The 18,261-nt window shown below is 68.2% G+C and carries 20 protein-coding genes and 1 pseudogene; 12 read left to right on the forward strand and 9 right to left on the reverse strand.

The annotated features are described in order from the left end of the window. The first annotated feature begins 110 nt into the window (after positions 1-110). Complete coding sequence (locus ABZ297_RS16475; RefSeq protein ID WP_355345945.1) at positions 111-413, forward strand: hypothetical protein; 303 nt, start codon at positions 111-113, stop codon at positions 411-413. A gap of 119 nt (positions 414-532) precedes the next feature. Here the strand turns inward: ABZ297_RS16475 and ABZ297_RS16480 are convergent, their stop codons facing one another. Then, on the reverse strand, positions 533-781 hold the full coding sequence (locus tag ABZ297_RS16480; protein WP_355346147.1) for a transposase: 249 nt from the start codon (positions 779-781) through the stop codon (positions 533-535). A 195-nt stretch (positions 782-976) separates the two neighbouring features. Between ABZ297_RS16480 and ABZ297_RS16485 the strand changes: the two genes are divergently transcribed. After that, a complete protein-coding gene (locus tag ABZ297_RS16485) occupies positions 977-1,219 on the forward strand; it encodes a hypothetical protein (RefSeq protein ID WP_355345947.1) in 243 nt (80 codons plus the stop codon). 275 nt (positions 1,220-1,494) lie between these two features. Here ABZ297_RS16485 and ABZ297_RS16490 read toward each other — a convergent pair whose 3' ends face one another. Beyond that, entirely contained in the window at positions 1,495-2,661 is a 1,167-nt protein-coding gene (locus ABZ297_RS16490) for an erythromycin esterase family protein (protein WP_355345950.1), read from the reverse strand. A gap of 478 nt (positions 2,662-3,139) precedes the next feature. On the opposite strand from ABZ297_RS16490, the gene ABZ297_RS16495 reads away from it, so the two are divergent. From ABZ297_RS16495 to ABZ297_RS16510, 4 genes are all read left to right on the forward strand, one after another. Then, entirely contained in the window at positions 3,140-3,958 is an 819-nt protein-coding gene (locus ABZ297_RS16495; RefSeq protein WP_355345952.1) for a class I SAM-dependent methyltransferase, read from the forward strand. Between the two features lie 330 nt (positions 3,959-4,288). Beyond that, positions 4,289-4,579: a hypothetical protein gene (locus ABZ297_RS16500; RefSeq protein WP_355345955.1), complete on the forward strand. Its 291-nt coding sequence runs from the start codon at positions 4,289-4,291 to the stop codon at positions 4,577-4,579. Beyond that, positions 4,569-5,888: a hypothetical protein gene (locus ABZ297_RS16505; protein ID WP_355345958.1), complete on the forward strand. Its 1,320-nt coding sequence runs from the start codon at positions 4,569-4,571 to the stop codon at positions 5,886-5,888. Before ABZ297_RS16500 ends, ABZ297_RS16505 begins: the two co-directional genes overlap by 11 nt. A 327-nt stretch (positions 5,889-6,215) precedes the next feature. After that, on the forward strand, positions 6,216-6,503 hold the full coding sequence (locus ABZ297_RS16510; protein ID WP_355345961.1) for a hypothetical protein: 288 nt from the start codon (positions 6,216-6,218) through the stop codon (positions 6,501-6,503). 113 nt (positions 6,504-6,616) lie between these two features. Here ABZ297_RS16510 and ABZ297_RS16515 read toward each other — a convergent pair whose 3' ends face one another. Further along, on the reverse strand, positions 6,617-7,231 hold the full coding sequence (locus ABZ297_RS16515; protein WP_355345964.1) for a hypothetical protein: 615 nt from the start codon (positions 7,229-7,231) through the stop codon (positions 6,617-6,619). Positions 7,232-7,293: 62 nt separating this feature from the next. Here ABZ297_RS16515 and ABZ297_RS16520 point away from each other — a divergent pair, with 62 nt between their 5' ends. The 3 genes and pseudogenes from ABZ297_RS16520 to ABZ297_RS16530 all read left to right on the forward strand — a co-directional run. Continuing rightward, on the forward strand, positions 7,294-8,382 hold the full coding sequence (locus ABZ297_RS16520; RefSeq protein ID WP_355345967.1) for a tyrosine-type recombinase/integrase: 1,089 nt from the start codon (positions 7,294-7,296) through the stop codon (positions 8,380-8,382). Positions 8,383-8,462: 80 nt separating this feature from the next. Beyond that, positions 8,463-8,999, forward strand: a complete 537-nt coding sequence (locus ABZ297_RS16525) for a hypothetical protein (protein ID WP_355345970.1) — start codon at positions 8,463-8,465, stop codon at positions 8,997-8,999. 43 nt (positions 9,000-9,042) lie between these two features. Next, positions 9,043-9,336 (forward strand): annotated as a pseudogene (locus tag ABZ297_RS16530) (transposase); the annotation flags it as partial. A 247-nt stretch (positions 9,337-9,583) separates the two neighbouring features. On the opposite strand, the gene ABZ297_RS16535 reads toward ABZ297_RS16530, so the two are convergent. Then, the gene (locus tag ABZ297_RS16535; RefSeq protein ID WP_355345973.1) at positions 9,584-10,255 is read right to left on the reverse strand and encodes a hypothetical protein; all 672 of its coding nucleotides are present in this window, start codon (positions 10,253-10,255) and stop codon (positions 9,584-9,586) included. A 733-nt stretch (positions 10,256-10,988) separates the two neighbouring features. Beyond that, on the reverse strand, positions 10,989-12,137 hold the full coding sequence (locus ABZ297_RS16540; protein WP_355345976.1) for an IS30 family transposase: 1,149 nt from the start codon (positions 12,135-12,137) through the stop codon (positions 10,989-10,991). A 297-nt stretch (positions 12,138-12,434) separates the two neighbouring features. On the opposite strand from ABZ297_RS16540, the gene istA reads away from it, so the two are divergent. Further along, a complete protein-coding gene (gene istA / locus ABZ297_RS16545) occupies positions 12,435-13,931 on the forward strand; it encodes an IS21 family transposase (RefSeq protein WP_355345979.1) in 1,497 nt (498 codons plus the stop codon). Further along, positions 13,928-14,707 carry an IS21-like element helper ATPase IstB gene (gene istB / locus ABZ297_RS16550; protein ID WP_355345982.1) on the forward strand — a complete coding sequence of 260 codons (780 nt, stop codon included), beginning with the start codon at positions 13,928-13,930 and terminating at the stop codon, positions 14,705-14,707. Before istA ends, istB begins: the two co-directional genes overlap by 4 nt. 902 nt (positions 14,708-15,609) lie before the next feature. Here istB and ABZ297_RS16555 read toward each other — a convergent pair. Both ABZ297_RS16555 and ABZ297_RS16560 read right to left on the reverse strand, forming a co-directional pair. Continuing rightward, positions 15,610-15,795, reverse strand: a complete 186-nt coding sequence (locus ABZ297_RS16555; protein ID WP_355345985.1) for a recombinase family protein — start codon at positions 15,793-15,795, stop codon at positions 15,610-15,612. Next, positions 15,714-16,271, reverse strand: coding sequence for a recombinase family protein (locus ABZ297_RS16560; protein WP_355346139.1), 558 nt, complete (start codon positions 16,269-16,271; stop codon positions 15,714-15,716). The genes ABZ297_RS16555 and ABZ297_RS16560 overlap by 82 nt, the downstream gene beginning before the upstream one ends. Positions 16,272-16,347: 76 nt before the next feature. On the opposite strand from ABZ297_RS16560, the gene ABZ297_RS16565 reads away from it, so the two are divergent. Continuing rightward, positions 16,348-17,268: a DMT family transporter gene (locus ABZ297_RS16565; RefSeq protein ID WP_355345988.1), complete on the forward strand. Its 921-nt coding sequence runs from the start codon at positions 16,348-16,350 to the stop codon at positions 17,266-17,268. A gap of 1 nt (position 17,269) precedes the next feature. Here the strand turns inward: ABZ297_RS16565 and ABZ297_RS16570 are convergent, their stop codons facing one another. After that, the gene (locus tag ABZ297_RS16570) at positions 17,270-18,034 is read right to left on the reverse strand and encodes an SDR family oxidoreductase (RefSeq protein WP_355345991.1); all 765 of its coding nucleotides are present in this window, start codon (positions 18,032-18,034) and stop codon (positions 17,270-17,272) included. Positions 18,035-18,046: 12 nt separating this feature from the next. Continuing rightward, positions 18,047-18,199 carry a hypothetical protein gene (locus ABZ297_RS16575; RefSeq protein WP_355345994.1) on the reverse strand — a complete coding sequence of 51 codons (153 nt, stop codon included), beginning with the start codon at positions 18,197-18,199 and terminating at the stop codon, positions 18,047-18,049. Positions 18,200-18,261: the final 62 nt, after the last annotated feature.

The raw sequence follows: 18,261 nt of genomic DNA on the forward strand, positions 1-18,261 counted from the left end.
CGCGCTGCTCGGGCCGAAGGCCGCCGCCGTCGCCGGCCGCCGTGGCACCGGCCTGATCTCCTTCGGCCTGCTGGACCCCACCGCCTGGCACGCACCCGCGCGGCGAGGTGGTGCCCGAGCACCGCGGAACGGCCGGCGACTGGGAAGACCTGGTGTTCAAAAGCGACAAGCTGGGCCGTCGGCGGGTGGTGCGGATGGCGTATGAGATCGTCACCTTCCAAGCGCTGCGCGAGGCCCTGCGGTGCAAGGAGATCTGGGTGGTCGGCGCCCACTCCTTCCGCGACCCGGAGGAGGACTTGCCCAAGGACTTCGCCGCCCGCCGCGTGGAGAACTACGCCGAGCTGGGCAAGCCGCTGGACCCGAGGCGGCCCGGGGGTACGGCGGGCGGCCGGTGCCGGTCTGGGACGATCTGAGGCATGGCGCGTGGCGATGGTGGCGGCAGGGATGGCTGAGGTGAGCCCGAGTGGCGGCCAGTGAGCGACGTGGACATGATGACCGCGGTCGTCATGGAACAACTGGGCGCCAACCGCGATCAGTTGCGGACCCTGATCGATCCGGCACGGCGAGCCCCGCTCATGCGCGACGGCCCCGTCCAGGTGACGATCTTTGCAGGGTCGTGGATAGCGCGGCCGGGCCGCCACCGCTCCAGCCTCTGCGACAGGGCCTTGTCCAGCCCAGTGATGCGCAGCGTCTGCAACAGCAGCAGGCCGCCGGCGTGTGAGACCAGCCCGCGGCCATCGGCAGACACGGTGATCTTGCGGCGGGAAGCGGTAGAGTTCACGCGGAAAGTGCCTTCTGATCTGGGGTGGACGGGGCCTTAGACAAGTCCGATCATCCCAGCTCAAGGGCACTTTTCTTATGTGAACGATCAGGTCGGCTCAAATTCGCCGCGAAAACCGCAGGCTAACCCGGGGATCGACGGGCGGACGCCCACCCGCCCTCGACCCTGAGCTCTATCGGCTGCGTCACGCCGTGTTTGCCGCGCCGTACAGCGGCCCGATTCGTCGGGCGCCAGAAGGCGCTCGCGGCGTTGCGGGCGACGTTGGAGATCGGCACTGGCAAGGCCGTGATCACACAGGCGCTGCTCCCACGGAAGGCCTCGATCCGGCTGCTGGCCCAGTTCGTCGGCCCACCCGGCGCCTCCGACTCCAAAGGGCTGGACGAGCTGGCTGACCAACTGGGGGACCTCCCGCTGGCACTGACCCAGGCCGGCGCCTAAATCGCCCACACTCCCCGCGTCACCCTGCGCCGATACCTGAACCTGCTCAAGAACTCCCCGCGCGTATGTATGCCGCCGCGCCCGTCGACGGCGACACCGAGCGCGTGGTGGCCAAGGTCTGGACGCTCAGCCAGGCCCGCGTCCACGAGGTCAACCCGCTGGCCGCACGTCTGCTGAACCTGCTGGCCTGCTACGCCCCCGACCACCTGCCCTGCACCATCCTGGCTGGCCTGCACGACGCCGACGAGCTGCAAGTGGACGAAGCCCTGGCACTATTAGCCCAGCTTTTTCAGCCTGACAGCCTGCTTGAGGAAGACGATGCCGTCGATCATGTGGAGCTGGGCCGGGTCCAGCGGGAAATAGGCGAAATCGTGGGAGGTGCGCGGGGCGGGCTTCGTGACGGCCTCGGCCAGACGGCGGGCGTCGATGAGAGAGTGGTCCCACGGGAGCGTCGACAGGAGGCCCTCGACGGTGTCCGGGGACGGGGTGTCGTCGCCGACCCTGCCGAGGGCCGAGGCCAGGAAGGCGTACCGGTCGCCCAGGTGTGTTTCGGCGATCGCCCCCGCGCTCCACCACTCCAGCGTCTGGCCGCCGAACGACATGAAGGTCTTGTTCCGCTGTAGGTGAAGGTTGCTCGCGAAGACCAGGGCCGGGCCTTGCTCGGCGATGGCACGCAGGTTGGCGGCCATCATCGCGCCCCGCAGGGCCGACAGCCGGGGCCACCGTGCCGGGGACGCGTCGGCCAGCCAGTAGTGGTAGCGGAGCAGGCCGGTGGCGGTGCGCCCGTACAGTGCCGCGCGCTCCCTGTCCTCCGCGCTCAGCCGCGGTGCCTGCGTGTCGAGCAGCGCCACCAGGTCGTCGGCGATCAGTCGCAGCCGCTGGGCGTCGGCGGACTGGCCGATCGACTGGGACGGATCCATGGCCGTGGCCTCGTTCGACCACCGGTCGTCCGGGCCCAGCAGCGCGTCGAGAGTTTCCATCGTGCACGGGAGCGGGCCGTCGAGGAGGGCGTGGAGGGCGGTGAGCGCCTGGCGCGGGCTCGCCGCCCAATACTCCAGCGGGCCGTCGAACCCGAAGAACCGGAGCTTTTCGTCGTGCTCCTGGTTGTACGCCCGCATCCAGCTAACGAGCTCGCGGTTGGCCGGGGACGCGCCGAAGCCGTGGCTGAAGCCGCGTTCCATGACGTCATCGAGCGTGCCCGCGCCCGTCGCGATGTAGTCGTCCACCACGAGGCCCATGAGACAGTCGCTCTCGATGGCGAACGACCGGTAGCCCTCGTGCTCGACCAGATGCCGGAAGATCTCGTTGCGCGACTCGCCCAGCTCTCCCACGAAGTGCCTGGCCTCGCCCAGGCCGAGCAGCAGGGGCGTGGCGGGAAGCGAACGGAGGAACGCCGAGACGCCCGTGCCATTGAGCGGCCGGGCTGTGTCCTTGATATCCATACCTTCAACGGTATCGTTGAACATTCGGTATAAACTTTTCCGTGGAAACCCACCTCTCGTCGCGACGGACCTTCAATCGGCGATGCATCCATGAGGCCAGCGTTCTCGGCTCGCCCCACGCCCGTCTACGGCGCCGACGGCGGGACCAGCGGCAGCGACCGCCGCGCCCTCAGATGGCGGCGGTCAGGGCCAGGATTCAACACCGGCCCTCACCACGCACAATGACGGCAAATTGTGGATCTTCCTCCGCGACATGGACGGCATCCTGCGTGCGGCAACCCGGACCAACGACACGTGGAGCGCAACCCACTACGTGAGCGAACCAAAGCCATCAAGCTGACGGACGAACCCGCCTCCCACGGTTGCAAGCTGTACGTGATGTATCGCCGCTGACCACACCGCACCTGTCGAGCAGAACACTCCCGCCTCCGCACGACGGAAGCGGGAGCCGCGCGGCGCAAGCACACCGCCGACGCAGATGCGGTCCTACACCGGCGAGCACGACCGCGCGTTCGTCGAGGCGCGCCTGGCCGAGATCCGCAAGTTCCTCGACGACGACTCCCTGGCCGACGCCGCCGTCGAGGTGGCCCGCGTGGACACCGTGGAGGGTTACCGGATCTGGTCGCAGACCTACGACGGGCCCAACACCACGTTCGACCTCGACGAGCCCTTCATCAGGGAGATCGTCGACACGCTGCCGACTGGCGACGCGCTGGACGCGGCGTGCGGCACCGGCAGGATGACGGCTTACCTGGCCGGTCGCGGCCATCGGGTGCGCGGCGTGGACGGCTCGCCCGACATGCTGGAGCGGGCGCGCCAGCGGGTGCCGCAGGCAGAGTTCCGGCTGGGCGACCTGTCTTCCCTGCCGGTGCCCGACGAGTCCGTCGACCTGGTGGTCTGCTCGCTGGCGTTGACGCATGTGCCTGTCCTGGCCCCGGTGCTGGCCGAGTTCGCCCGGGTGTTGCGGCCGGGCGGGCATGTGGTGATCGCCGACATCCATCCCGAGGGTGTGGCGCGGGGGGTGGTCCCGCCCGTACGGCTGCCGGACGGGCGGCCGGGGAGGGTGGCCACCTACCGCCACCTGGTCGGGGACTATGTACGAGCCGCGCTGGCGGCCGGGCTCCAGGTGCGGTGCTGCGAGGAGCTCCGGCACCCGTCAGGGGAGCCGCGCGAGCGGACCGACGTCCTGGAGCCGTGGGACGTGTGGCCGTGGGCCCTGTGCGACCTGGCGCCCGAGGCGGCGCACGCGGCCGTCGCCGGGACGCCGTCAATGCTGTTCTGGCACTTTCAGCGCTAGCCAGCTCTCCACGGACCGCGATCGTGGTCTGGGTTGTCAAGCGATCTACCTGGTCAGAAGCTTGAAAGGGGGCAGACCAAGTAAGCCGGAAAGGGCTAATAGGGCTGGTCATAGCCTGTGATGGCTGCGCGAAGAACCCTGCCACGACCCGAGCACCTTCCCAGCAGCGGCGTGTCCGGCCGGGGAACGCGCTCAGGATCGGGTCTTCGCCTCCGGTGGGTCTTGCTGCCGGTTTCCCGTGGGTCAGGAGTCGGCCGGGCCGTTCGCGGGCCACATCGCAGCGGTGGTCGACGCAGCCTGCGGGAGTTTCGAGAGTCAACGCGCGCGTGCGTGCGCGAGGTCGAGGAGCTCAGTGCGGGCGAACCCGCCCTCGACGGGCGTCCAGGCCGCTACGGTTCGCCCAAGAATAGTGAGGGACCCATCCTGAACAACAGCGACCTGCGCGCGGTGCTGAAGAAGTTCGGCCTGTCCGGCGACCATCTGGACAAGGACGTCAAGCCGCTGGTGCGGCTGCGCAAAGGCCCGCTAGTGGCCCGGCGACTACCCTGTGGCCTTGTCTCGGACCTCCGCCGCAACAGTCCTGGTGATCTTTCGCTGGTAGCTTGGCACGGTGAGGAGTGACGTGCCTCTGAGCTTGGTGGTCGTGGCGTCCCTTGAACTACTGGCTGGGTCGAAGTCATCTTCAGGAGGTTGCGCCCTGAGAACACACCGGGCAGTGGCGACGCTCACCTGCCTGCTCGTTCTGCCGGCATGTACAGCCGGGCCCCCGCCCGCCGCGAGTCCGCCGCTGTCGGCCGCGCCGCAATCTCTCGAAGAGTCCATGGTGGCTTCCGGGTGGTATCGGGTCGCGCCCGAGGCCGACCTCGTCACGCCGGGGGGCCATGTCAGGGTGACGGGCCTGAGCGATGTTGTGGCGACGGGCCCGGATACCGCGTGGGCTGTCGGTTACTACGCCGATGCGTACGACGAGCCCCGCCAGGGCGTTCTTCTGCGAATGGACGGCAAGAGGTGGCGAATAGAGGAGAGGCTCTGGAAGCGCTTCCCCGAAGCGAGCGACACAGGGATGGGAGGTATCGACGCTGACGGCCCGGGAAACGTCTGGGCTGTGGGGAACGCCGGCGTCGGGGACAATGAGGAGGACGCGCCCTTCGCCCTGCGTTTGGACGGTCACACATGGCGGACGATCAAACCCTTGGGCGAAGGGAAGAACCGCTCTCTGAGCGATGTCGCAGTAGACGGTTCACGAGTCGTGTTGACCGGCAAGCGGTGGGAGTACACGGATGACGGCCCTTCGTTTACCCCAATCCTTCTGTCGTGGAACGGCAAGCGTTTTTACAAGCAGGAGTTCGAGCGGGGAGGGAGCTTCGACGCCGTGGACGCCGGTGCCGGACATACTTGGATAGCCGGGAGCCGGACCCCCGAGGGGTGTACCGGTTCACGTCCGGCAATCTGGCACAGGTCTTCTCCCCAGGAACCGCTTGTGAAGATGCGTCTCCCGGCAATGGGCGCTGGCGCACTCAGAGGCATCTTGCAGAAAGGTCCGTCCGATGTCTGGGCTGTGGGTGAGGCCGGCACGGGCTGGCGCTGCGGGGGAGGAGGTGTCGTCCGTCCGCTGGTATTGCATTGGGATGGGGTCTCCTGGAAGCAGGCCGAGCTACCCGGCGGACAGGGCAGCTTGCACAGTGTGACCGCTTTAGGCAGCGACGACGTGTGGATGGTGGGCTCCTCCGAGCGCAATTCCTGGGGGGTCATGCTCCTGCATTACAGCGGGCGGAGGTGGACGCGCGAGTTCCTCGCCGTTGACGGCTCGGTGGAGGAGCAATGGAACGAGTACGCACTGACTTCGATCCCTGGAACCTCGGGCCTCATACTGGTCGGTTCGGCGGGCGCCGAGGATTCCGAGGAGGCGATCGTCTACCGCCGCCGCTAGCGGTGGTTTGTTGGATCAAGGTGGGAGATAAAGGTGTAGGCCGTGGCTGCGCCGACGGCGTCGATCAGCGCTTGCAGCTCAGCAGGCGGGGGCGCCATCGACCACGCTCGCCACCAGCGCATGAGCGTGATGGCCGGGGTAAGCCAACTGCGGACCGCGCGCAGCGTGTGGGGCCAGCTCGGTGCCGGTGGGATGCAGTGAAGGCCCCGGGAACCTTGGGAATCGGCGCGTGTGCCCCCTCTCTGCCGCTTCGACAGCAGATGGCCCCGGTGGGGAGACGAACCAGGTGGCCCAGCAGAAGGAGAAGGCGCAGTTCACCAGCGCCTGATGGCGGCGGATGGCGATGTCGGAACGGACCTGGAAGTCGGCCCAGCCCAGCTCGTCCTTGATCTGCTTGTAGCTTTGCTCGACCCAATGCCGCAGGCCGTAGAGGCGGACGAGTTCGCAATGGACGGCCGGCTGCTGGGCGCCAGCAAGTGGCTCGGCCCCGGCCAAGGCCGTCAGCGTCTTGTTACGATCGCGTGGCGCCAGCAGTCCGGTCAGGTACTCGCGAAGCCCTGGCCGCTGCGCCAGATGCGAGAACAGATCGTCGAATCGGGCCGCGTACCCCTCTAACGGTCCCGGTGCCGGTGGGCACGGTTTGGGTTTGGTCGTGGCCGGCTCCCTCCGCCAGGGAACCCCCGCATAGGCGGATTACCCGCCATACGGCTTGATCCAACAAACCACCGCTAGCGGAGCTCGTACTCGACCGACTCACGGATCTCGTCCGGGAGGCCTTCGTACGCGGCGAGCCGGGCGAAGGCTGCCCGGGTCTCGGGTACGGATTTGGTGCAGCTGAGTGCGCCCACGGCTTTCGCGGCGGCCATGCCGCGCCCGACGTAGAGCTCGGCGAAGTCCATGAGCCAGGGCGTGAGGGCGGCCTCGTCGTCGACCATGAGGCCGCACCAGTAAAGGGTCTGCTCGGCGATCCAGGCGGTGATGCGGCGGGTCCAGACCTCTTGGAAGCCGCTCGTGGCGAGCCCCCGGCGGGCGCACTCGGCCTCGGCGTCGGCCATGCGCTCGGCCGTCACGTAGCGGGCGTAGGGCATGCGCTCGCGCAGGACGGCACGGATCGCAGTCCACTCGGGGTACTCGTCGTCGTAGGAGTCGTGGACGATCACCTCGTCCGGCGGTTCGGGCGTGGCGAGCGGCTCGGGCGGAAGGCAGGCTTCTAGCACGGCCCGCGCGTAGGCGAGGATCTGCTCGTCCTGCTTCTCCGAGGTCCAGATGAAGGCGTTGTCCCACGGGTACGGGTAGGCCCGTAGCACCTCCGGCAGCAGCGGCGTTTCGTGGGCGGCGGTCACTTGACTCCCAGGTATTCCATCGCGTTCTTGGGATCGTTCATCTTGCCGGAGTCCAGCGCCGCTTGTCGGCGTCGCTCCTGGCGTTCCACGCGTCGTCATCGTCCAGGACGTTCTCCGACCTGGACGACTACATGTGGAAGTTCACCTACAAGTGGGCCAAGCACAGCCACCCGAACAAGCCGAGGCGCTGGATCGTCAAGCGGCACTTCGGCAAGTTCAACAAGTTCAGGAACGACAAATGGGTGTTCGGCGACCGCGAATGCGGGGGCCTACCTGCCGAAATTCTCCTGGACGAACATCGTCCGGCACCCCTGGTCATAGGCGGGGCGTCCCCTGACGACCCCTCCCAGGCCGACTACTGGGCCCAACGGCGAAAGCGGGTCCGGACCTTCCTCGCCTGGCTGGAGGCCAGCGGCCTCGACGGCGACCCGCTCACCGACGCCCACGACCGCGACTTCGCCATCCGCGACTACAAGACCCACATGAAGACCGTGCTGCGCCGCGCGTCGAATACCGTCAACGCCCACCTCACCGCGTTGGACCACTTCTTCACCCAGCTCGGACTCGGCCCCGCCGTCGTCCGCCGCGACGACGCCCCCAAGCTCTCGCCCCGCGCCCTGGACGCCCGCCAGCAGAAGCGCTACCTGCGCGCCGTCGAACGCCGCCCCCTCGCCCGCGACCGCGCCATTGGCCGGCTGCTGTTCTACTCCGGCGTCCGGATCGCCGAGCTCGTCGCTCTGGACGACGACGACGTCCCGCTCTCGGCGCGCAAAGGCAAGGTCATCGTCCGCTCCGGCAAGGGCGAGACCTCCCGCGAGATCCCGCTCCTGGACGGCACCGCGCGGACCTCCATCACCGAGTGGCGCACCGACCGCGCCTCCTGGCCCGGCGCCGGCACCCCGGCGCTGTTCCTCAATCGCCGCGGCGGGCGTCTGTCGGCCCGGGCGAATGACCGGTATCGGCGTCGACTGCAGGATCTGTCGTGCGCTGGCCGTCCGGTTCAGGTCGAATTGGAGGTCCGCCGGTTCATCTGCGACAACTCGGCATGCCCAGTGGTGACGTTCGCCGAGCAGGTGAGCGGGCTGACCGCCAAGTACCAGCGGCGCACGGTAGGGCTGCACAACCTGCTGGAGCGGGTCGCGCCGCGCTAGCCGGCTGCGCGGGGGCTCGGCTGGCGCGGGTACTGGGCGCGATCGTCTCCCGGTTCACGCTGATCCGCCTGCTCAGAGCGATGCCTGACCCCGAGATCGGGCAGGTCACCGTGCTCGGAATCGACGACTGGGCCAAGCGGCGCGGCCAACAGCAGGCACCAGATCCTCAGCAGGTGGCCGAGCAGGCGAATGCCACCCACGCCGATAACCGGCCCCGCGTGGTGCGCGCCCGCCAGCTCTACGAGCGAGTACAGGGCCTGAAAGCCGAGGGGAAGAACGTTACCGCGGTCACCAGGGAACTTGGCCTGGCCCCCGGAACCAGCCGCCGCTATTACCACGCCGCCAACGTCGAGGAGGTGACGGCGGCCTTGCTCACTGGGTGGCCGAGCATGCTGGATGATTACAAACCCCACCTGCACCAGCGCTGGAACGCCGGATGCACCAACATCCAGCAACTGCACCGCGAGGTCACCGCGCTCGGCTTCCGCGGCAGCTACACCACCGTCTACGCCTACCTGGCACCCTTCAAAGGCAAGGCCGCGCCCCCCGCCGTCCCGGCACCGCCCAAAGTCCGTCACATCACCAGCTGGATTCGCCGCCGTCCCGGACAACCTTGACACCGATGCGCAGGTCAAGCTCAAGGACGTACGGGCGGCCTGTCCGCACTTGGACGCCCTGCACACTCACGTGAAGACGTTCGCGGAGATGATGATCGGACGGCACGGCGAACGTCTCGACGCCTGGATCGTCGCCGTCCGCGCCGACGACCTGCCCCACCTGCACACCTTCGCCAACGGACTCGAACGCGACCACAGCGCCGTCCTCAACGGGCTCACGCTGCCCTACAACTCAGGCGCTGTCGAGGGCAAAGTCTGCAAGATCAAATTCTTGAAGAGGCTCATGTTCGGCCGAGCCAACTACGACCTCCTCAGAAAAATGGCACTGCTGAACTGAGCCCCGATCACCGACCGTGATCACTCCCATAAAGCGCACCAGACCCGGCTTGATGGCGTGAGTTACCCGACGGTATTTGGCGTCTTGTTGGTGGGGCCGCTCAGTCGGTGCGGCGGGGTGGGGCAAGGACGCCGGTGACTTCGGCGATGGCTTCGCCGCCGGGTCGGACATAGAGCATGGCGGTGCGCGGGTTCTTGTGGCGGGTCTTGGCCATGATGAGGTTGACCGGGCGGTGTCGATCTCGTCTTTACCAGCCGCTCCGCCCCCACCCGCGCCCAAGACCACGCGCGCCATCCGACTGATGGGCGATGTCCCGGTTGTAGAAGGCCTCCCGATTGACGTAGGAACCCCAGTAGCCGGGCACCATCGTGGTGTGCGTGGAATCCGTGAGGCGCCACCACTCCGGTTCGTGTCCCAGCATCGGGTTCCCCGGGTAGAACGTCATGCCCAAGGCCCGGTTCTTGCCCCAGTTGAAACCGTCGTTCAGCGTCGCGTTCGGTGAATCGATGGTCAGCGCGCTGGTCGGCGGCCCCGCGTATGGCTGGATCGTGATTTTGTCGACGCGCGGCGTCTCGCTGGCGGACGCGGCCGTCAGCTTGACGGTGTCACCGGTGTTGAGCGTGACCTTGCTCGACGTATGGGTGTCGATGTTCACCGGATTGGTGTAGTCGCCGCCGTTCCGCTGCGACGTTTCCCATGAATCCACGGTGGCGGAATTCACGGAAATCGTATACGTCACTCCGCTCGCGGTCTTGCCGTTGTAGCGCGTGATGATGTCGTAGGTTCCTGTGGTGCCGGTGAAGGACTCGGTAGCGGTGCTCGTCTGCCCTGACACGCCCTGGATGTAGGTGACGGTCTCGATTGTCGCGCCGTTATAGGTGTGGTTGACTGTGGCCGTCGTGAAGTTGGCCAGCGTCATGCTCTCGGCTTCGACAACGTACGGCCCCGCCGCCTCGGCAGGTACGCCGGGCAGGACAAGTACAGTGAGGGTCGATGCTAATAAGGCAAGCAGTGCACAAGTAAATCGACGCATATGCGATCGATTCCTTTCGATAAATTCGGAGTTTCGAGACCCTCGCACACCATCTGGTTTGCCGTGAAACGTGCCGGGACAGAACGGCGCCGGCAGCCGTTGGCGGTCCGGACGACCTGCGTTTGCATGCCGCCGGTCACATCGCCGAGGAAGTCGGCCGATCCGGGCAGCGCAGGGCGACTCCAGGGCTCTGCCATCGGCGAGTGCGGGTGCGACCGCCCGTGATTGCGTCGATGCCGAAGTGCGGCCGGGGTACCTCCGGCCGTGCGAGATCACCTGAGTGGTATGCGCTGTCGCTCAGGTCTGCTTGCCGACGCTGCTTCGCGACCGGCAGGGGCGGGGAGATCGAGGCGACGGGCCGCCCGGTTGCGAGGTGATGGTGCGGGCCATCGATGCGACGCCGGAGTGTCGTCCTTCGGCCGTTCGTCGCCGGCCCCGAGTCGCTAGCCGGAATTGAGGGAGTTCCGCGTGGTGCCGCACGAGCGGACGTGCTGGGTGGGCACGGTGACGTCCTTTCATCGGTACGCCGAACGTTACGTTGGAACAAGTTGATCTGTGTTGCCTATTGTCCGTGGCCATGTAAAAGTCGGCGGATTCCAGCGATCTTCGCAACACGGGGTCATTCGACTGTTGCGACGAGCTTAGCGAAGAGCTCGGCGGGGGTCTGCCAGCCGAGGATCTTGCGGGGGCGGCTGTTGAGTTGGGCGGCGACGGCGTCGAGCTGTTCAGCGGTGAAGGAGGACAGGTCGGTGCCCTTCGGGAAGTACTGGCGGAGCAGACCGTTCGTGTTCTCGTTCGAGCCGCGCTGCCAGGGGCTGGCGGGCTCGCAGAAGTAGACGGGGATGCCGGTGGCGGCGGTGAACTCGTCGTGGCGGCTCATCTCGCTGCCCTGATCCCAGGTGAGGGAGCAGGCGAGCTCACGAGGCAGGCCGGCGAAGGTCTCGATGAGGGCGTCGCGGACGTGCTCGGAGGTCTTGCCGTCGGGCAGGTGCAGCAGCATGACGTAGCGGGTGGTGCGGTCGACCAGGGTGCCGATCGCGGAGCGGGTCCCCTGGCCGACGATGAGGTCGCCTTCCCAATGGCCGGGCACCTGGCGGTCGTCGACATCGCTGGGCCGCTGGTGGATGAGCTTGCCAGGGTCGATGAACCGGGTGGCGCGCTCGTCGCCGCGTCGACGGCGGCGCCGGGCCTGGCGGCCGGTGCGCAGGGTCTCGGGTTGGCGTTCCAAGCCGCCGCGGTAGCTGAGGTAGATCGCCTGGTAGATGGTCTCGTGGGCGAGGTGCCGGTCGGGTTCGTCGGGGAACGCGGTGCGCAGGTCTTGGCTGATCTGCTCCGGGCTCCACCGCTGGTCGAGCCGCTGCTGGATGTAGGTCTTCAGCTCCGGGTCCCGCCGAACCTTGCCCTCCTTCGAGCGCGCTCGCCGGACGGCGGCCCGCCGCTGAGCGCGGAACGGGTGGTACTTGCCCGTGCGCTCGTCGCGGTTACGGCGCACTTCCCGGCTGATCGTGGCGGGACTGCGCTTGAGCTCCCGGGAGATCGCGCGCAGCGAGGCACCGGCACGGAGCATGTCGGCGATGACGATCCGCTCGTCCTCCGACAGGAACCGTGGCGAGATCGCGTCGTCATCGGGCTGCTCGGTGATCGGCGCGTAGACGCGGACGTTCCCCGCCCGGTCTACGATCTTCCGTCCGTACCTCCACCGGTTGCCGGTCTTACGGTTGACACCGACCTCTCGGCACGCGGCCGAGTTGCTCATTCCCTGCGCCATCAGGCGAAGGTATTGATCACGTTTGTCCGCCAGTGGAGCAGGTCCACGCTTCTTAGGCCGGCGAAACGGCTTGGTCATTGCAACATCCCCAGGGCCGGGTGTTGCGACGAGCGTTAGAACCTAAGGTCTCTCCTCCCCCCCCCGCAGGTGGCCAGTTCGAGGTCACCACTGATGGCCGGTTTTGGTCCCCATTTCTCCTACGTGCTCTTCGCGTGTCGTGGGGAGGTGTGTGCCCTGGACGGTGATCGTGACGGTGTCAGCAGTCACGAGATCACCGCCCAGGGGGTCTGCCCGGCCATGAAGTCTTCGGGGGAAGTCATGGACATCATCGCCGCCTACCGCGAGGTAGGCACCTATCGCGGGGCCGCAGAGATGTGCGGCACCACGCACAAGACCGTCAAACGCATCATCGAGCGGGCGCTGGCCGGAGACAAGGCGCCGGGCCGCAAGCGCCGCGACCACAACTACGACCCGGTCGCCAATCTGGTCGCCGACAAGGTCAAGGCCACCGCGGGCAAGATGTCGGCCAAGCGGCTGTTGCCGCTGGCCCAGGCCGCGGGCTATGCCGGGTCGGCGCGCAACTTCCGGCGCCTGGTCGCCGACGCGAAGAAGGCCTGGCGGCGCGGCCATCATCGCGGGCGGCGGCCGGCGGTCTGGACGCCGGGCGAGATGCTGGTCATCGACTGGGGCGACGCGGGTGGCGGCCTGCATGTGTTCTGCGCGGTGCTGGCCTGGTCACGGATGCGGTTCGTCCGTTTCGCCGACAACGAGCGCGCCGAGACCACCCTGGCGTTGCTGGCTGAGTGTTTCGAGGAACTTGGCGGGGTGCCGAAGGTGGTGCTGGCCGACCGGATGGGGTGCCTGAAGGGCGGGGTGGTCGCCAACAAGGTCATCCCGACCGCGGACTACGTCCGCTTGGCCACCCACTACGCCTTCCGCCCGGACTGGTGCGAGGCGGCTGATCCGGAGTCGAAGGGGATCGTGGAGAACCTGGTCGGCTACGCCAAACGCGACCTGGTCGTGCCGCTGGCCCCGTTCGATGACCTGACCGTCGCCAACGTCGCGGCCCGCCGGTGGTGCGCCGAGGTCAACGCCGTCGTGCATTCGGAGATCTGCGCTGTTCCGGCCGAACGGCTGGCAGCCGAACGCGAGGTGCTGACGGGGTTGCCGTCACTGCGCCCGGCGATCGGCAAGCCACCGATCACCCGCAAGGTCGACAAGCTGTCGTGTGTCCGGTTCGGCTCGGCCCGCTACTCGGTGCCCACCCACCTGATCGGCGCAACAGTCGCCGTCGTGGAGTCGGATGGGCGGTTGCTGATCACCGATCTGGCAACCGGTGAGATCGTCGCCGACCACGCCCCGGTCGCGCCCGGCGAGGCATCGGTCGCCGATGAGCACTACGGCGGGCCACGCCCCGCACCCCGGCGCGCCGCCCGGCCCAAGACCGAGACGGAGAAGGCGTTCCTCGCTCTCGGCCCGATCGCCGAAACGTTTCTGACCGGGTCTGCCGCCTCGGGCAACACCAGGCTGGCCGCCGATCTGGTGGAGCTGGCAGCGTTGCAGGCCGCTCACGGCGAGGCGGCGCTGCTGGCAGCGCTGGAGCGGGCGGTCGCCTTCCGCCGCTGGCGGGCCGAGGACGTCCGCTCCATCCTCGCCGCAGGAGCGGGAACACCGCAGGTCCGCCCGGCCGGAGACGCGCTGGTGCTGGAGCTGCCATACGTTCCAACCCGGCCGCTGACCGCCTACACCCTCGACCAGTTCGACGTGCTGGAGCAGATCGGGGACGCCTCATGACCGCCGCTAGTGTCCCGCCGCTGGCCTCCGATCTCGATGGCGGGCTGCGCCGGCTGAAGCTGTCGACGATCCGCCGTCTGGCGCCCGAGCTCCTGGTCACCGCCCGCACCCAGCGGTGGAACCCCGAGGAGTTCCTGCGCACGCTCATCGACGCCGAGTTGGCCGCTCGCGATGAGTCCAACGCCCGGACCAGGATGAAGGCCGCCGCGTTCCCGGTCATCAAGACGATCGAAGAGTTCGACGTCCCCGCCTCCTCCATCCCCCGGGCGACCTTCGACTACCTGGCGTCGCTGGAATGGATCCGGGCGGCTGAGAACTACTGCGCGGTCGGCCCGGCCGGCACCGGCAAGTCGCACAGCCTCATCGCTTTCGGCGTCGCCGCTATCCAGGCCGGTCACAAGGTCCGCTACTTCACCGCCGCTGAGCTGGTCGAGACGCTCTATCGAGGCCTGGCCGACAACTCCGTCGGCCGCGTGATCGAGAACCTGCTGCGCGCCGACCTGATCGTGGTGGACGAGGTCGGCTTCGCCCCGCTGGATGACACCGGAGCCCAACTGCTCTTCCGGTTCGTGGCCGCGGCCTATGAGCGCCGGGCGCTGGGAATCGGCTCGCACTGGCCCTTCGACCAGTGGGGCCGCTTCCTGCCCGAGCACACCACCGCGGTCAGCCTGCTAGATCGGCTGCTGCATCACAGCATCGTCGTGGTCACCGAGGGCGAGTCCTTCCGCATGCGACAGGCCCGGAGCCGAGGCAGCGCACGCCTCACCAAGAAGTAGTCAACTACGAAGAGCTGGGGACTTTTTCATGGCCACCAGCGGCGACACGCACTTGGCCGTTGACACCTATTGAGCACTTCACAAAGATTGATGTCAACAGTTGTTTAGTTTGACGATGCTGGCTACGCTCCTGGCCCATCTATGCCCGCATCAGGTGCGGGCTGGGCGCTGCCGTCCACGCGCGTCGCCCCAGCGCGCCGGGGTCCGATGACATCGGCCGGGCGGACCCACATGTCGGCACGTCGGCGGTTCGACGTCCCGATGCGGCCGGACGACGCCTGCTCCAGCAAGGTGACTGAGGCGGGGCGGCTACGCCCTGGAACGGCTTGAAATCCACTCTGACCGATCGAGCGAAAACTTTCATTGAATACTTGCAATCTCAGGTGTAGCGTCCTGGCAAACGCCACCCCCTCGGGAGCCGCGCCATGGATCGACGCCGACTTCTCCGGCTCAGCGCCCTGACCACAGATGGCGCCCCGTCGAGAAGCCACAGCAGCAGCAGCCGGGTGTGCGTGACTTTGAGAGCTGGTTCGCAACGACGACGGCCGGATCCCCCGACAGGGCCGTGCTGTCGTCCCGCATCTTCTGGAGTGGCCCTGCGCGCGGAAGCGGGTCCCGCTCGGAAACACGGTTTCGTGCTGTGGGTCGAGGTCTGCCGCGCGATCAGCGCGGCGGCTGCGACCATCGCGAGGTGCTGTTGCCGCTGGTCTAACCGGTTGGTGGGGTGCCTGTTCGGCCTGCTGGCGGCGCTGGTCCGCGCTGATCTGTCCAAGGAGGCCGAGCTGCCGGTGCTCCGTCACGAGAGCCAGGTGCTCCGCCGTCAACTCGGGCCGGCCATGGTGGGATCACGCCGACAGGCACCGGCTTGCGGCGTTCTCCCGGTGCGCGGAGGGCGTTCCCGGTCACTCCGGCGACGACATGAACCGGCCTGCCTTGGTCTCCAGGTCGAAGTTCTCCGTCAGCGACACGATCCGCACGCCGCGCTCGCGCAGCTCCTTGACGACGCTCAGCACGTGCGCCGCCGACCGGCCGAACCGGTCGGACTTCCAGAACGCCAACGTGTCGGCCCAGGACTCCCGAAGCCGCACTTGCGGAGCCCGGCGAGGATCGCGATCAGGTCCTGCAAGGAGCGGCCGAGCCGGTCCAGGGACGGCACGACGAGGGTGTCGCCGGCGCACAGGTAGTCCAGGGCTTTCCAGAGCTCTTCGCGTTCGACGTTTTTCCCGGACTTCTTATCGGCGAGGATTCGGATGCAGCCCGGGTCGTCAGCTCCCCGCGGCTCGGAGCTTGTCCCACATGTGGGTGAGGGCGGCGATGTCGTCGCTCGCTGTCGCGGGACTACGTGGAGGCGTTCCCCGACCGGTACCAGGCTCGATTCCGCGTCGCTCACCGCGCGGGACCACGAGGTCGCGCGTGCCGTGCGGGAGGTCGCCGGCGACCTGGGAGTGACGGCGTCGCAGGTCGCCTGGACCCGCGCCCGCTCGCGCGCGGTGCATCCGCGACGGGGAGCACAGGCTGGAGGGCCAGGGCTGAATATGTAGCAGCACTTAAAGATATTCCTCATCACCTTTCACTTGTCCTTCCGGGTGCTGTCGGGCAGCCTGGCGAAGCGGACCAGCCGGACAGGGAGGCGGAAAGTGATGATCGGGGGACGTGGCTCGCTGGCGCGCATGGGCGTGCTCGCGCTGCTGTGGGGGTCGGGCTTTCTGTGGATCAAGCTGGCCCTGAACAACGGGCTGACCCCGCTCCAGATCACCTTCGTCCGCTCCGCGCTGGGCGCCGCCGTGCTCGTCGGCCTGGCGTGGTCGGCGCGCCAGCGCCTCCCGCGCGACCGGGCGACCTGGGGCCGCCTGGTGGTGGCGGCCTTCTTCTGCAACGCGCTGCCGTTCTTCCTGTTCAGCGTCGGCGAGCAGAGTGTCGACTCGGGCGTGGCGGGGGTGCTGAACGCGACGACCCCGCTCTGGTCTCTGCTGATCGGGCTCGCGCTCGGCACGGAGCGCGGCCTCGGCCCGGTCCGCCTGGGCGGGCTGCTGCTCGGGTTCGCCGGCACGTTGCTGATCTTCGCGCCGTGGCAGGCGGCCGGGCTGCTGAGCTGGGGCGCGCTGGCCCTGCTGGGGGCGGCGGCGAGTTACGCCGTCGCCTTCGCCTACATGGCACGCCGGCTCACCGGGAAGGGCACCGCCCCCATCGCCCTGTCCGCGGCCCAGCTCGTCACGGCCGCGGGGCTCAGCGCGCTGGCCCTGCCGGCGGGCGGCGCCTCGGTGAACCTGAACGCGACGGCGGTGATCGCCGTCGTCGTCCTGGGGATCTTCAGCACCGGGCTCACCTTCTACCTCAACTACCGGCTCATCGCGGACGAGGGCGCGACCAGCGCCGCCACGGTCGGCTACCTGCTGCCGGTCGTCTCGGTGGCGCTGGGGGCGCTCGTGCTCCACGAGGAGCTCGGCCTTCGCGTCATCGCGGGGATGGCCGTCGTCCTCGTCGGGGTCGGGCTGACGCGGTGGCACAGGCAGCCGGCCGGGCACGTCCAGGCGGGCCGCGAAGCGGGCACGGCGAGCTGAGTCACATGATGGCCAGCTGACCGCCGTCGATGACCAGTTCGGTGCCGTGGATGAAGGCGGCGTCGTCGGAGGCCAGGAAGGCGTACGCGGCGGCGACCTCCTCGGGCAGTCCCGCCCTGCCGAGCGGGATGTGGTCGCGCTCGTAGGCGGAGACGAAGTCGTCGGCCAGGCCGGAGGAGATGGCGGCGTTCAACGGGGTCTGGATGTAGCCGGGGCAGAGCGCGTTGACGCGGATGCCGTGCTTGCCGAGCTCGACGGCCATGGTCCTGGTGAGCAGGAGCACACCGCCCTTGGAGGCGTTGTAGTGCGCGTAGTCGGCCTCTCCGCCGAGCCCGTTGGTGGAGGACATGTTGAGGATCACGCCGCCGGAGCCGCGTGCGACCAGGTGCTGGGCGACGGCCTGGGCCATCAGGAACATGCCGCGCAGGTTGACGGAGATGATCCGGTCCCAGTGGCCGGGGGTGATCTGCAGGAACGGCTCGCGCCAGGCGGTGCCGGCATTGTTGATCAGGACGTCGACGCCTCCGAGGGTGGCGACGGCGGCCTCGACCAGCCGGTGGACGTCGGCCTCCGAGCTGACGTCGCCCGCCAGCCCGCTCACCGGTCCGAGGGGGCTCAGCTCGGCCACGGTCCGGTCCACCTCGGCCTGGTCGAGGCCGCCGAGGACGACCCGGGCCCCCTCCTGGAGGAAGCGGCGGGCCGTGGCGGCGCCGATGCCGCTGCTGCCGCCGCTGATCAGTACCCGCTTTCCTGTCAGTCCGCGCATGGTGCCCTCTCTTCAGCGCACGGCGCCGCGGGCGGCGACGCGCAGTTTGATGTGCGGGCGGAGTTTGACGCCGTGCCTGGCCGCCGTCCGGGCCATCTCGTCCACGTTGGCCCGGACCGTGTCGAGGTCGATGATCAGTGCCGAAGTGTCGATTTCGGGATGCATCGGGGTGACCGCCCTCTCGGGTGTATGGCGAGCTCCGCCCGAAAATAGCACTTGTTCCGTGA

It is taken from the genome of Nonomuraea sp. NPDC005983, assembly GCF_040614375.1.
Lineage (GTDB): Bacteria > Actinomycetota > Actinomycetes > Streptosporangiales > Streptosporangiaceae > Nonomuraea.